The 14,298-nt window shown below is 39.6% G+C and carries 16 protein-coding genes; 8 read left to right on the top strand and 8 right to left on the bottom strand.

Features of this window, described 5'->3' with window-relative positions:
• The first annotated feature begins 42 nt into the window (after window positions 1-42).
• Window positions 43-1,074: a GMP reductase gene (guaC, locus tag C3945_RS04630; protein ID WP_161878523.1), complete on the top strand. Its 1,032-nt coding sequence runs from the start codon at window positions 43-45 to the stop codon at window positions 1,072-1,074.
• Between the two features lie 185 nt (window positions 1,075-1,259).
• The gene (locus C3945_RS04625) at window positions 1,260-2,111 is read left to right on the top strand and encodes a DegV family protein (RefSeq protein ID WP_161878522.1); all 852 of its coding nucleotides are present in this window, start codon (window positions 1,260-1,262) and stop codon (window positions 2,109-2,111) included.
• Window positions 2,112-2,167: 56 nt separating this feature from the next.
• On the opposite strand, the gene C3945_RS04620 is transcribed toward C3945_RS04625, so the two are convergent.
• The 5 genes from C3945_RS04620 to recQ all read right to left on the bottom strand — a co-directional run bounded on the left by C3945_RS04620 (window position 2,168) and on the right by recQ (window position 6,529).
• Window positions 2,168-2,332: a hypothetical protein gene (locus C3945_RS04620; protein WP_161878521.1), complete on the bottom strand. Its 165-nt coding sequence runs from the start codon at window positions 2,330-2,332 to the stop codon at window positions 2,168-2,170.
• 2 nt (window positions 2,333-2,334) lie between these two features.
• Window positions 2,335-2,898, bottom strand: a complete 564-nt coding sequence (locus C3945_RS04615) for a guanylate kinase (RefSeq protein ID WP_161878520.1) — start codon at window positions 2,896-2,898, stop codon at window positions 2,335-2,337.
• 74 nt (window positions 2,899-2,972) lie between these two features.
• On the bottom strand, window positions 2,973-3,152 hold the full coding sequence (locus tag C3945_RS04610; RefSeq protein WP_161878519.1) for a hypothetical protein: 180 nt from the start codon (window positions 3,150-3,152) through the stop codon (window positions 2,973-2,975).
• A 163-nt stretch (window positions 3,153-3,315) separates the two neighbouring features.
• Window positions 3,316-4,662: a D-serine ammonia-lyase gene (locus tag C3945_RS04605; protein WP_237585477.1), complete on the bottom strand. Its 1,347-nt coding sequence runs from the start codon at window positions 4,660-4,662 to the stop codon at window positions 3,316-3,318.
• A gap of 85 nt (window positions 4,663-4,747) precedes the next feature.
• Entirely contained in the window at window positions 4,748-6,529 is a 1,782-nt protein-coding gene (gene recQ / locus C3945_RS04600; protein ID WP_202623293.1) for a DNA helicase RecQ, read from the bottom strand.
• A 252-nt stretch (window positions 6,530-6,781) separates the two neighbouring features.
• Between recQ and C3945_RS04595 the strand changes: the two genes are divergently transcribed.
• Window positions 6,782-7,540, top strand: a complete 759-nt coding sequence (locus C3945_RS04595) for a threonine/serine exporter family protein (RefSeq protein ID WP_161878518.1) — start codon at window positions 6,782-6,784, stop codon at window positions 7,538-7,540.
• A gap of 19 nt (window positions 7,541-7,559) precedes the next feature.
• The gene (locus C3945_RS04590; RefSeq protein ID WP_161878517.1) at window positions 7,560-8,027 is read left to right on the top strand and encodes a threonine/serine exporter family protein; all 468 of its coding nucleotides are present in this window, start codon (window positions 7,560-7,562) and stop codon (window positions 8,025-8,027) included.
• Window positions 8,028-8,076: 49 nt separating this feature from the next.
• Here C3945_RS04590 and C3945_RS04585 read toward each other — a convergent pair whose 3' ends face one another.
• On the bottom strand, window positions 8,077-9,720 hold the full coding sequence (locus C3945_RS04585; RefSeq protein WP_161878516.1) for a peptidoglycan DD-metalloendopeptidase family protein: 1,644 nt from the start codon (window positions 9,718-9,720) through the stop codon (window positions 8,077-8,079).
• A 373-nt stretch (window positions 9,721-10,093) separates the two neighbouring features.
• Between C3945_RS04585 and C3945_RS04580 the strand changes: the two genes are divergently transcribed.
• A complete protein-coding gene (locus C3945_RS04580; RefSeq protein ID WP_161878515.1) occupies window positions 10,094-10,465 on the top strand; it encodes a hypothetical protein in 372 nt (123 codons plus the stop codon).
• Between the two features lie 58 nt (window positions 10,466-10,523).
• Here the strand turns inward: C3945_RS04580 and C3945_RS04575 are convergent, their stop codons facing one another.
• Together C3945_RS04575 and uxaC are read right to left on the bottom strand one after the other, a co-directional pair.
• On the bottom strand, window positions 10,524-10,931 hold the full coding sequence (locus C3945_RS04575; RefSeq protein WP_161878514.1) for a hypothetical protein: 408 nt from the start codon (window positions 10,929-10,931) through the stop codon (window positions 10,524-10,526).
• A gap of 298 nt (window positions 10,932-11,229) precedes the next feature.
• Window positions 11,230-12,624 (bottom strand): glucuronate isomerase, encoded by a 1,395-nt coding sequence (gene uxaC / locus C3945_RS04570; RefSeq protein ID WP_161878513.1) that lies wholly within the window; start codon window positions 12,622-12,624, stop codon window positions 11,230-11,232.
• A 196-nt stretch (window positions 12,625-12,820) separates the two neighbouring features.
• Here uxaC and C3945_RS04565 point away from each other — a divergent pair, with 196 nt between their 5' ends.
• Genes C3945_RS04565 through C3945_RS04555 form a run of 3 tightly spaced genes read left to right on the top strand, consistent with a single transcriptional unit; the run spans window position 12,821 to window position 14,016 of the window.
• Entirely contained in the window at window positions 12,821-13,297 is a 477-nt protein-coding gene (locus tag C3945_RS04565) for a DUF2975 domain-containing protein (RefSeq protein WP_161878512.1), read from the top strand.
• 19 nt (window positions 13,298-13,316) lie between these two features.
• On the top strand, window positions 13,317-13,790 hold the full coding sequence (locus tag C3945_RS04560) for a DUF2975 domain-containing protein (RefSeq protein WP_161878511.1): 474 nt from the start codon (window positions 13,317-13,319) through the stop codon (window positions 13,788-13,790).
• Between the two features lie 10 nt (window positions 13,791-13,800).
• Window positions 13,801-14,016 carry a helix-turn-helix domain-containing protein gene (locus tag C3945_RS04555; RefSeq protein WP_161878510.1) on the top strand — a complete coding sequence of 72 codons (216 nt, stop codon included), beginning with the start codon at window positions 13,801-13,803 and terminating at the stop codon, window positions 14,014-14,016.
• Window positions 14,017-14,298: the final 282 nt, after the last annotated feature.

Genomic DNA, 14,298 nt, shown 5'->3' with positions numbered 1-14,298 from the left:
CCCCAAAATATGTCTGTGGACACAAAATGAGGAGTATGGTTTATGAAAGTATTTGATTATGAGGATATTCAACTGATTCCTGCGAAATCGATTGTCAGAAGTCGGTCAGAATGCGACACAAGTGTAGAATTGGGTGGCCGCCGTTTTGAGCTACCTGTTGTTCCTGCTAACATGCAAACCGTTATCGACGAGGATCTAGCCGTGTGGCTTGCAGAAAACAATTATTTCTACGTCATGCACCGCTTTGAAGAACACACACGAAAAGACTTCATTAAAATGATGAACGACAAAAACCTATACGCGTCTATTAGTTTAGGTATTAAAGAGAATGAATATGATTTTGTAAAAGAACTAGCAGACGAGAATCTACTGCCTGAATACATCACAATTGACGTTGCTCACGGTCACTCAGATGCAGTGATTGACATGATTCATCATGTTAAAAAACACTTACCAGAAACCTTTTTAATTGCAGGAAATGTCGGCACACCAGAAGCTGTTCGTGAACTGGAAAACGCCGGAGCTGATGCGACAAAAGTCGGTATTGGACCTGGTAAAGTTTGTACGACTAAATTGAAGACTGGTTTTGGTACAGGTGGTTGGCAATTAGCAGCTTTGTCTCACTGTTCAAAAGCAGCACGTAAACCATTAATTGCTGACGGTGGCATTCGTACTCATGGAGATATTCCAAAATCCATCCGTTTCGGCGCAACGATGGTTATGATTGGTTCATTATTTGCCGGACACGATCAGTCTCCAGGTAAAATGGTCGAAATCAATGGTCGTCCATTCAAAGAATACTTTGGTAGTGCTTCTGCTCATCAAAAAGGCGAGCGTCGAAACGTTGAAGGCAAAAAAATGCTGTTGGAATACAAAGGCGATATTGCCCACACGCTATCTGATATGAAACAAGACTTGCAGTCTTCTATCTCTTACGCTGGTGGAAATGATGTTGAAGCCTTACGAAAAGTGGATTACGTGATTGTTAAGAACTCCATTATGAATGGTGAGAATTACAATGCTAGCGGAATTGATGTACCCGACAGCTTTGCTTCAAGCAATTTTACTTCTTAATATAGTCAGAGTTTGTTATAACAATGAGGACCATCTGTTTAAGATGTGTTCTCATTGTTTTTTCTTAGCCTTAAATAATAGTGTAGTCGTTTTAACTAGGAGAGTTTGTTTTACGATTTTTATGGTATGATATGATTACAAGAACTATCTTATTACAAGCGTTTACTGACTAGAGGAGGATGTCCATGGCTAACATACTATTTACGACTGAGAGCGGTGCTGATGTACCTAAATACTTAGTTGATAAGTACCCTATTTATGTAGCACCGATGCATGTCATTATGGATGAGAAAGATTATCCAGACGGAACCATTCCCGTTACAGATATTTATGACTATTATGAAAGAACCAATCAGATTCCATCTACAACATCTACAAATCCTCAAGAATACACTGAACTATTCGAGCAGATAAAGAAAGAGGATCCTGATAGTATTATTGTGCACATCGGTTATACCTCTCGAGCGTCTTCTTCTTTTCAGCATGCGACGATTGCTGCAAAAGACTTTGACAACATTCACTTGATTGATGCCTTAAATGTTTCAGGTGGTTTAGGTTCCATTGTACTGTTTGCTGCACAGTTACTCGAACGTCAACCCGATATAGCCTTGGAAGACTTAATTGAACAGATTAAGCGGAAAGTACCCAAATCTCGTTTTTCTTTTATACCAGGTAGCCTTGATTTTTTAAGAGCAGGAGGCCGCGTCTCTAATGCTGCTTATATCAGTGCTTCTTTATTAAAAATCAAACCACTCATTGAGTTGATTGACGGTAAATTAACATCCACAAAAAAATACCGTGGACCTATGAAACAAGTGGTTGAAAAAATGTTTCGAGATTATGTGTCTCATTACGATCTAGATAAAGAGGTTCTTTATCTCCTTTATTCAGTAGGATTAGATGAGTCCGTTAAGGAAATAATGGAGACTTTAGCTACAGAAGCGGGCTTTACTAACTTGGTGTGGATTCAGGCGGGGAACGTCATTTCTACCCATGCTGGTCCTGGTGGTGCAGGTTTCGCTGGTCTTGAAATATAACCACTCCATATAAAAACGCATTGAACAGTCATTTTACTAATGATTGCCAATGCGTTTTATTTGTGTAGTTCAATAATGACAATGATAATAATATATAAAAAGGCTAGTCCGATCGCTATAAAAATAGTCCAAAAAGGCAATGAAAAAACTTGAGCTAATATTAAGTAGAGCACCAGGGTAAATAATGGGTAGTAGACAATCGTTTTCGGATCGATGTCCATGACTACACCTCTTCAGTTGGTTCAGTCTGCCATTTCTTTACTTCTTCTAAAATCTCTTCCACTGAGGATTCAATCGACTTATTCTCGATGATGATGTCTGCCTCTTCAATCGGTCTCAATTCGTCCGTCTCCTTACTGAAGAGTAAGCGTTCGTAAATTTTACTACCCACATCTCCTCGTGCTTCCATTCGCTTTTCCATTTCTTCAATCGACACAAAAATGAACACAATCAAGGTTTCTTGAGGATAGGCTTCTTTCATGGCTCTTGCCCCATGTTTATCAAGGGACACGTGAACCGTGTCGTGTATGGCTAAAGATTGCTCGACTTCCGCTTTAGTCAACCCATAAATGCGATGATTGTAAGTGGTCTGTTCAATGAAATCATCGCGTTTTAAATCTTCTGGCCTTCTGAAATAGTAGTCAACGCCTTCTTTTTCTCCCGGACGAGGTTTTCTAGTCGTTGTCGTCACTAATTTAGGTATCCCCCTTTTAGATAATTCAGTGCCAATAGTTGTTTTCCCACTGCCACTTGGTCCAACTAACACGATAATTCGTTTGTTGTTCATCTTATCTTAGCCCTCCAATTTATACTCGTATACCTTGCTTATTCTCTATTATAACATGACATCTATTAAACCAGTTACCCACCAAGTGTGACATCTGTTTCTTGATACCAAGAAAGGGCCTCATATAATTTTAAGCCAGGGCCTATACCATACTTATAGCCATCTTGTTTGCCTAATCCTTGTCCAACAGCCCATCTCAGATTGCCATCAGGGATGACACCAACGTGTTGTGGTATACGTTTATACTTCTTCATTAATCTCTTACTCTCCCCTAGCTGTATGTCCTACAATCAGTTTCTTCCTTCTATCATACCGTTTTTTTCTCTTTCACTTCAACTAAAAGGTTGGGATTCAGGCTTTATTTTATTTACGTGTAAAAAAAAAAGTCCGAGACATAGTTGCCTCAGACTCTTCTATTTATAACGGATAGCGTGCAGCATCTTCTAAAAATGCTTCTCGATCTTTTACAGGTACCATTGATCCGCCGGTAGCCCATGCAATGTGAGTAGCATTAGCTAATTTAGAAGTCAGTTTGTTTTCTTCAAGGTATGCTTGACCATCTTCAGAACTAAGCATTCGATACGGTCCAATCAGTCCTGCTACAGCAGCCGGCTCAAGGAAAACTCCTTCTTCTTCATACAAGCGGTGAAGCAAACCTTTAAAGACCTCATCCTTCACAGAATAGCCGCCACTGAATAAGTTCTTCATTAACTTCGCTACTAAACCGGATGTACGAGGCACGGCTAAACCATCAGCAATAGTCAAACCACCTAGTTCCAAATCAAAAACAGAGACATTGTCGTACTGTTCAGTAGACAAGCCCATCAGCATGCTTGGCATTTTAGTCGGCTCGGCAAAGAAACAGTGGACGTGTTCACCAAAAGCCTGTTTCAGACCGAATGTGATTCCGCCAGGAGAGCCTCCAATACCGCATGGTAGATACATGAATAACGGATGATCCGCATCTACTGTAATGCCTTGTTCAGTCAATTGTTTTTTCATTCTCATTCCACCAACTGTGTAGCCAAGGAACAATTCAACGGAATGTTCATCATCAACGAAGTAGCTTTTTGGATCAGCATCAGATTCTGCTCGGCCATTTTCAACTGCTTTTGAAAAGTCCGTGTCATGCTCAATAACGTTCACACCTTTTTCACGCAGATAATCTTTCTTCCATTGTTTTGCTTCAACAGACATGTGAACCGTTACGTTAAAGCCTAATTGCCGACCCATAGTTCCGACACTAATGCCTAAATTCCCAGTCGTTCCAACCGCTATAGTGTAATCAGAGAAAAAGCGCTGGAATGCCTCGCTGGCAAACAAAGCGTAATCATCATGGATATCCTTTAATAGACCCTCTTTTAGAGCTAGTGTTTCAGCATGTTTTAATACCTCGTAAATCGCTCCACGTGCTTTAATCGTTCCAGAAATCGGCAGCAAGTCATCCCGTTTAAGTAGGAATTGACCTTCCACTGTCGACTCATTTACACTGTTAAGGTATTGTTTCATATCGGTAATGTCAGATAGAGGTGATTCAATAATGCCTTTCGTGTCTTCTGTTTCTGGATAAGCGACACGTATAAAATGAGCAAATCGTTGCAAACGCGCTTCAGCATCTTCAATGTCTTTAACCGAATACGCCGTTTGGTTTGTAGCTTCTTCCGTTTTCAATAACATAGGGTTCTTCCAAAAAACTTCTTGCCCTTGTTTAATCGTATTTAATAGTGGATACTTCGTAAAATCTAATTTATGTTTGTTAGTCACATTCGTGTCTCCCTTTCTCTCACGATTGATATGGATACGCCTTTTTGATTGTAGCATATATAGGCTGGTCAAAAAAGAACTATCCTTAAGATGTTGCTTTACCTTCTTGGTAAGTCGAAATCAGCTCTAAAAATGCATCACCATAGCGGTCTAACTTAGCTTCACCGACTCCATGAACCGATAAAAATTCTTGCGTATTTGATGGAGGTGTAGCCGCCATATCAATGAGACTCTTATCTGAGAACACGACAAAGGGTGGTTTCCCAATCTCTTGGGCGATTGATTTTCTTAAGGCCCTTAACTCTTCAAACAACTCCTCATCATAGTCTTGATTGTTTTGCATCACCTTAACCGGTTCTTTTTTAACAGGCTTCATCATATAAAGCTGGACAGTGCCTTTGAGTAATTCTGACGTTTTTCCAGTAAAAGTCAGGATAGGATACTGATTTCCCCCTACTTGCAAATACTGTTCACTCACCATCAAAGCAATGATGTCTTTTATTTCATTATCCGAATAGTCAGACATAATACCAAAGGTCGAAAGCTGATCAAAACTTAGTTGTTTGATTCGAGCGATCTCCTTTCCTCTTAATACATCTGAAACCAAGCCCATTCCGTATAATTGCTTCATACGGTAGATATTTGACAGGATTTTTTGACAGGCTTCGGTGACATTGATTGTTTCCGTTTCACCATTACAGTTCGAGCAATTGTCGCATGTCTGCCACTCTGTCTCTTCATCAAAATAATTCAAAATACGTCGACGTAAACATTGACCTGTTTTACAATAGGTAATCATGGTGTTCAAGTTCTTTTTTGCATGAGGGTGATTGCCTTGTTCAATCAGCAAGTTATTCGTAATGATATCCTGACTGGAATAAAAGAGTATCGCTTCTGCGGGTACCCCGTCACGTCCAGCACGGCCTGCTTCTTGATAATAACTTTCCATATCCAGTGGCAGATTATAATGAATCACCCGACGAACATTTGACTTGTCAATTCCCATACCAAAGGCATTTGTCGCCACAATAATCGTCGTTTTATCATATAAAAAGTCCTCTTGCTGGCGATTACGCTCGTCATGTTCAATTCCCGCATGATAGTAACCCGCCGCAAAGCCTTTTTTATTAAGAAACTGATGCACGCGCTCGACATTTTTCCGTGTATTGCAGTAAATAATACTTGTTTCATTATCTTTTAAAATAGATAACAGTTCCTGTTGCTTCTTTTTCGGATGGACAATTGAAAAAGTCAGATTTGGCCGATCAAAACTGGCAGTGAATTGATAGGGCTCTTGAAGGTGCAACTGGTTAACCATGTCTTCCCTTACTTTTTTTGTAGCCGTTGCTGTAAAGGCCGCAAATGGCGGATTATTTGAACACATACGTCTCACGTTTGGAATGGACTGATAACTTGGTCTAAAGTCATGACCCCACTGGGATATACAGTGCGCCTCATCGACTGCAATCAAATTGACAGTCATTCGACTGACGTATGACAAGAAATAGTCATTTTCCAGTCGCTCAGGGGAGACATATAATAAATCTAATTGGCCGGCAACTGCTTTTCTCAATGTATTATTTTGTTCTTCCATGTTCATTTGACTGGTTAAAAAGTCCGCCCTCACTCCCATCGTCAATAAACCATCTACTTGGTCTTTCATCAGTGAAATGAGAGGGGAAATAACCAAAGTGATGCCTTCCATACATAGAGCTGGTATTTGGTAGCATAAAGACTTCCCGCCTCCGGTTGGCATGACGCCGACTACATCCTTTCCGTTCATAATCGCATCGATTAGTTCTTCTTGTCCAGGTCGAAAACTAGTATAGCCATAATAGTGTTTCAATGTCGTTAATTTATCTTTCACAGTAACCCTCCTGCTTGTCGTCCCAGATTAAAACGAGTGGTAATCTTTCACCGCGCAATCAACCTTTCTATTTTAACATACTTATTAGCTAGAATTCTTAAAAGAAAAGGCTTTCCATCAATCTGTCAATTATAAGCTGATACTAAAGCGTTTTAAATGATTCTTAATGTCAAATGTGATTCGCTTTAATTTATATAAATCGTTATACTAGAGCTATTGGAATACTTTATTTAAGGACAAGGAGGGATCGGTATGCAGCAATATCCCGTTGCAAGAATTTTAGACGTCTGCGTAGAAGCCGGACGAGTGATGCTTGAAAATGGTGCAGAGACTTATCGAGTCGAAGACACCTTATACCGTATAGCTAAAAGTTATCAGTTAAAATATGTGAATGTTTTCGTCATTCCGACCGCTCTTATTTTGACGGTGCAAGGAGATGACGGGCAAGACCATACGGAACTCCTTCGTATGAACGAAACGATAACAAATTTGGAAAAAGTATCAATGGTCAATGATTTATCTAGACAGTTGGCAGCAAGGCCATTAGCCCCCGAAATAGTCATCAAAAAACTGCTTCGAATTGATGCTACACCACTGAACTTTAACCGTCTCCAACGTAACTTGGCGATTGGTTTATCTTGTGCTGGCTTCGCCTTGTTATTCGGTGGGCAATTCATTGATTTTCTTCCAGCTTTTGTAGCCGGAACCTTGGGCCATTATCTTTTTGAATCAGTTAACAAAGTAACAAATGTCAGTTTTTTCGCAGAAATGGTGGCTTCCTTTTTCATCGGATTACTTGTTGTCTTTTTTACTTCAGTCGGTTTTGGACAGAATGTCGATACCATCATCGTCGGTAGCGTCATGTCAATGGTACCAGGAATGGCTATCACTAATAGTTTTAGAGATTTAATGGCTGGCCACTTAGTAGCTGGAGTCGCTGTTGTGGGTAAAGCCCTCATTACTGCCGGAGCTATTGGAATTGGGATAGCTATGGTTATTGCATTTTTATAGCTCGTGAAAGGAGATCCTTATGTTTTTAGAATACTTATCATTGTTCGGAGCGGCTTTTTTGGCTGCCTTTGGATTTGGTGTGCTGTACAATGTGCCTAGCCGGACGATATTAGCATCGAGCTTATCAGGAGCTGCCGGCTGGATTGTCTATTACTTTTTATCGGTTCAAGTTGAAACACATTTGTTTGTAGGTGCTGGAGCAGCCTCCTTTATTGTCGCCTTTTTAAGTCAATGGTGCGCTCGCCGTTTTAAAATGCCAGTCATCGTCTTCGCTATACCAGGTATTATTCCAATGGTACCCGGTGGATCCGCTTATACCATGATGCGCATGTTTATTGAGGGCAATACGTCCAGCGCTTTAACTGCTGGGACAGAAACCTTTTTAATTTCAGGAGCGATTGCTTTAGGACTCTCTGTGAACAGTGGTATTGTTCAAGCCTTTTCAAAACGAGCCTTTGACATTAAAGATAAGCGTTATCTGCCATAAACCAAAAAACTCTGCTCGCTATTATCAGCGAACAGAGTTTTTTATTTTATTATAATCCTAAAAATGGCGCAGGATTTGTTAGACGACCATTTTGACGTACTTCAAAGTGTAAGTGAACACCAGTAGATGTCCCAGTGGTTCCCATTGTGCCAATCGTTTGTCCTCTTGACACATTTTGACCTACCGATACGACAATATTAGGTTGTAAGTGGGCATACAATGTTTCTAACCCATTTCCATGATCAATTCGGATGTAATAACCCCATCCTCTATCATAAGAAACAGTTCTTACTCGACCACTGTCAGCTGCATAGATAGAACCGCCACCCCGGAAATCAATTCCAGCATGTAGACGGTAACCACCGTGAACTGGGTGCCAACGATTACCATAACGGGACGTTACTGCTCCATTAGCCGGTCTAAAGAAAGTCGTTGAAGATGCAGCGGGCGCGGGTGCTGGGGTCGGAGCTGGTGTACTCGCCGCGCGTTCTGCTTCTTCTTTTTCCTTACTTGCTTGAGCTTCTGCTTGTTGTCTTGCTGCTTCTCTTCTGGCAGCTTCTGCTCGCTGTTGTTCAGCCGCTTGAGCTTGTCTTCTTGCTTCTTCTGCTCGTTGTTGTTCGGTTGCTTGAGCTTGACGATTCGCTTCCTCTTCAGCTTTTGACTGAGCCTGAGCGCGTTCTTCATTTTCTTTTCGTCGACGTGTCGTCACTGCCAATTGGCGCTCTTCTGCTGCTTTTCTGTCAGCTTCTTCTGCCTGAGCTTTTCTTTCGGCTTCAGCTCTTCTCTCAGCCTCTTCTGCTGCACGGGCTTCTTCCTCAGCAATACGAGCCAACTCTTCTTGTCTGGCTATTTCAGCAAGTCTTGCTTCCTCTGCCAAGCGGGCTTCTTCTGCTAATCGTGCTTCTTCTGCAAGACGCTCTTCTTCAACTTCTATATCATTTGACAACTTCATTGCTTGTTGCGCCAAAGCGTATTGCTCGCTGACAAATTGATCTTTTTCTTTTGCGTTCATTTGATAGCGTTCAGCTACATACATAATTTCATTGTCTAACTGAATTTGTTGAACAGTTAATTCGTCACGTGTTGCTTCCATTTCAGTTAAAAGTGTCTCGACCTGTACGCGTTCTTCTTGGACTTGAGCTTCAGCTTCCATCACCGCTTGTTGATCTCTCATTTGTGCTTCTACGATTGAACGGTTGGCTGAAACCAATTGACCAATGATGCCGACTCTGCTAATTAAATCAGATACCGATTCAGCTGACAAAATCATATGTATGATATTTTCAGGGTTCCATTGAGTCTGAGTTGCACGCGCTTGCTGCATTAGTTTATCATTACGCTGTTCAATGAGTACATTTAGTACATCAATTTCTTCATTTAATCGTTCAATTTCTTGAGTTGTTTTTTCAAGTAAGTCACTTTGTGCAGTTAAATCTTCCATTAATTCAGAGATGCGAATTTGCAAAGACTGAATATGTTGCTCTAGTTCTTGTCTTTCCGCTTCCAATGCTGACATTTCACTTTCAGTACTTTCAATAACTGAGTTCAATTCAGACGAACGGTTCTCGACATTCTCTTTTTCTTCTATTAGTTCATCCAAGTTCGTTTCAGCTGATACAACAGCTTGATACGACGGTGACACTATTCCAATTAACATAGTCGAAACAATACCAGCAATAATCTTTTTCTTCACGTTAATCCTCCAACTTTTAGCGATAGTCTTATAATAGTCAATAATCAATAAATAAATTTCGTTTTGCTCTTGTCACCTATATTACCATCTCATTAGCGATTACCTGTTATATTTCAGGTTACAGTTAGATTACAAGTGAATTCCATTCATTTTTTGGACAAATTTAGAGTGAAATTCTACTTACTTTTTGTGTAGGAAGAGCATCAACACTAATCATCGAGTTAGTTTAATACTAGTAAAGCTAAATGTGTTATTACTAAATTAACTAGATAATCCGATTTAAACATTTAAATGTATACCCTTTCAAATTGATCATGATTCACTTCTGCTCTATACTAACCATATCCCTATGATTAAATACTGGAGGTAAATAATGAAATTTATTCGTATAGTTTTATTAGTCAGTATTGTTTTTAGTTTGGTTTCTTGCGCTTCAATCACAGAAAATACATCAATAATAGATGCTGAAGAGGTGTTACGTTTAGATCCTGAAGCAGATATTTTTCAGCATGAGAACATCATTTACAAAGCACACGCTGATTGGGTAGAAGAGCTGCATTTAACTGCTGATGATCAAGTCACTGAAATAACCCATCAAACAGGTAATTCTGACGCCTTTGAGAACGGAACAGCTAATCAGTTACCCATCGGTACACTCATTTATTCTGCCTCCGGTCGAAGCGATATCTTGCTCGCAGATGTTGATGGTGAATTGATCCCTTATTTAGCAAATGTAGAAGGCTAATGTGTGAACTATAAAACCAGCTTCAATTCCTCACAAGGGATTGGAGCTGATTTTGCCATTATTCTTCATTTAATAAACCTTCATATTCTTCAACGTCATCGAACTCTGTACCAAAGTACACAGGTACATCTCCTAAATTGTTCATTATAATGGGGTCATTCCCATTTAGTTGATTAATATAAAGGGCAAATGAATTGTCTGTGGATAGGTGGATGTCAATCGCTTGATTGTCACCATTCAATTCATATACCCATGGTTCTTTCAAAGCATAGGTTCCTTTATCCACTTCTCGGTTATCAATGTAGTAAACAAAGGTGTCATCTTCAGGTTGAAAAGAGAGTTGAACCATGTGACCACTGTAATGCTTATCACTCTGATAACCACCTTTTAACTCAGGTTGCGGTGGATTACAGCCCACGATGAGTAGTGAAAAACTTAACATTAATCCAACGAGTATCTTCTTCATCCCTATCCTCCTAATGTATAGCTGCACGTACGGTCTATTTATTGATAGTATAAAAATGAAGCGCTTAGATTACTATATTATATTCAGTGATTAACTGGACTAACGCTGTATTAGACGATGTCTGAGTTAAATGCTAGTTGGGTTCGTTCAATTAATCTTCCATTCTACGATTAAGCAACGGGTTTGTTATTGAGTTCGTAGAATAACCTGCTCATTCTATGAACTTATTGCTTCCTTTGTAAATGAAACATACCCCTATTAGCCGCCTTCGGTAACGAATGACTAATAAGGGGTATCATTATTTTGTAAAGTAGCGTTTGGCGTTATAATAGCAGACGTTTTCTACTAATTGTTTTAACATCGGTTCGCTATTTGGGAACTTGCCTTGCTCGACTTCTTCGCCGACGTAGTTACAGAAAATACGTCTAAAGTAATCATGACGGGGATAAGAGACAAAACTGCGCGAGTCTGTTAACATACCCACAAAATGGTTGAGTAAGCCGTGATCAGCTAAGGTTTCCATTTGTCTTAACATGCCTTTTTCTGTGTCATTAAACCACCAACCGGCTCCGAATTGTACTTTACCTTTAACGCCCTCGTTATTCGCTTGAAAGTTGGCTGTAGCACTAGCCACAATGTGATTATATTCTGGATTTAAATTATATACAATCGTTTTTGGTAAGTGGCCTTCTTTATCCATCGCGTCCAACAACTGGTTTAATTTTTCAGCCAAATAAGACTGGTCCGCAATGGAATCCACGCCGATATTAGGACCTAACTGACTAGATAGACGGGTGTTCGTGCTTCTAATGGCTCCAAAGTGAATTTGCATGATCCAGTTTCTGTCCGCATACATTTTTGATAAATCCACGAGCAGTCGAGTAATCCATTTGTCACTTTCGTCTAAGGATAAGGTTTCTTCTCCTTTTAATTTTTGGAAAATACGTTCAATTTCTTCGTCAGTTGCTTCAGCATACACCACGTATTGAATGCCATGATCAGAAATTAATGCGCCTCGTTGGTCAAAGTAATCAACTCGGTCTTCTATAATCGTACGAAGTGCTTCATAAGTATCAGCCGTTTTTCCGGTCAACTCTTCCAATCGTTTCAAATCAATCGGTGTAAGCTTATAGAGTTCATCCGGTCTGAAGGATGGTGCAACCGTTACATCAAAGGTTTCATCTTCAGCAATTTGCTTATGTTCGTCTAAGCTGTCAAAAGGCGTATCCGTCGTCCCAATGAATTCGACGTTGGAACGCTTAATCAGTTCACGAGCTGTCAACTTGTTTTCTTTTAATTGACGGTTCATTTCTTCATAAAGAGTTTCCCAGTTGTTTTTGGTTAGGAGTTCTTCTATGCCAAAATATTCTTTCATTTCAAGATGAGTCCAGTGAAATAAAGGATTCCCAACAGACACTTCAGCGGTCTCTGCCCACGCTTTGAATTTCTCTTTCGATGATGCATCACCAGTGATGTGACTTTCCGGCACACCATTTGCTCGCATAGCACGCCATTTGTAGTGGTCGCCTGCTAGCCATAATTCAGTAATGTCTTCAAATACATGATCTTCAACAATTTCCTGTGGGCTTAAGTGGCAATGGTAATCTATAATTGGTAAATCTTTCGCAACAGTATGATACAGTTTTACAGCGGTTTCATTTTGAAGCATAAAGTTCTCTTTAATAAAACTCATGGTAACCCTCCGTTTGTAAGTTTGTTTATGGTTTGAACTAACTCTATTTTAGAACGAACGCTTCTCGTATACAAGAGTATAATTATAAATTAGTCTTGAGTTAATTCTTAAGTTTTATGTAAATCAATTATTATTTATTGTTTCTCGATAAATTTTGGTTTATAATTCAGTTAAATTCATCGAAGAGGTGTGTTAAATGAAAATAAAACGTACAAGCTATTTAAGGGTAACGATTTTTGGTATTGGCTTTATTGTTCTAGGCCTATGTGTGTTCTGGTTGCCGCAAATGGCTAAATACTTCGCTAAAAGCGCTCCTGAATTCGCACATTTGAGGTATCCCCTTTTGATTGGTATTTACTTGACGACTCTTCCTTTTTTTATGGCTCTATACCAGGCCTTTTTATTATTAAGGCATATAGACCAGGATAAGCCTTTTTCTAATCCATCCGTTCATGCGTTAAAGATCATCAAAATCTGCGCCTTGAGTATTGGAATCTTATACATTATCGGTTTGGTCTTTATACACACAGAAAATGCCGGTCAACCAGGCATATCTTTACTGGCATTAATGATTACCTTTGCTTCTTTCATTATTTCAGTAGTCGCGGCCATTCTCCAATCGCTTATCAAAAAGGCTGTCGCATTAAAAGAAGAAACCGATTTGACTATATAATGTAAAAGAGGGATTTATAATGAAACAATCGACGATGCTTCTAAAAGGAGCCATATTATTACTCGCGTTCCCTGTTTTGATACTTGCTGCCGTGGGCATTCCTTGGCTATTAACTAACCCTGCTAATCCAGACCTTGATCACATCCTTTATCCTATTGTTATTGGTTTATATTTATCAGTTCTTCCCTTTTTGTATGGTTTGATGCAGTCTTACTTTGTTTTAAATTATATAGAGAAGGATAATGCTTTTTCAAAAGAAGCGGTGACTTTGTTAAAAAGGATTAAATATAGCGCACTTGCTTTCAGTGGCATTTTCACTGTCATTCTGCCTTTTATTTTTATGTTAGCGGAAATCGATGACGCACCAGGACTCGTTATCGTCGGCGCCCTACCTGTTTTTGCCTCCTTTGTGCTGGCTACTTTAGTGGCTGTCCTTCAAGAGTTGTTCGAAAAAGCAATTGAACTTAAAGAAGAAAATAAGTGGACGATATGAGGTGTGACAAATGACTATTGTGATTAATATTGATGTGATGTTAGCTAAGCGTAAAATGAGTGTGACGGAATTGTCTGAACGAGTAGGCATTACGATGTCTAATATTTCGATTTTAAAAAATGGCAAAGCAAAAGCGATTCGCTTAAATACACTAGATGAGATTTGCAAAGCTTTAGATTGCCAACCCGGGGATATTTTAGAATACCGACCGGACGATGTTTATTAAGTCAGTAAAAGACCAAGTCACTTTCCTACTCAGGAAGACTACTTGGTCTTTTATGATAGTTGAGAATAGTGATAAATAGATAAGTTGCTTAGAGACGCCCTCTCTAAGCAGTTCACCTAATACGTACTATGTTGAGTTGCTTAGAGAATCGTTATCTAAGCAACTCATGTTTGTACTTAACTCCGAGTTGCTCAGAGAGCCGCTCTCTAGGCAACTCGGAGTTACTGGTTAACTGTTGGCCAAATTAAAAACACGAAACAACTTCCACAGGTCATTTCGTGT

Origin of the sequence: Alkalibacterium sp. MB6, from assembly GCF_009935905.1 — a bacterium.
Classification (GTDB): Bacteria; Bacillota; Bacilli; order Lactobacillales; family Carnobacteriaceae_A; genus Alkalibacterium.
Note: the sequence above shows the minus strand (reverse complement) of the source record. Positions and strands in the feature narration are given on the sequence as shown.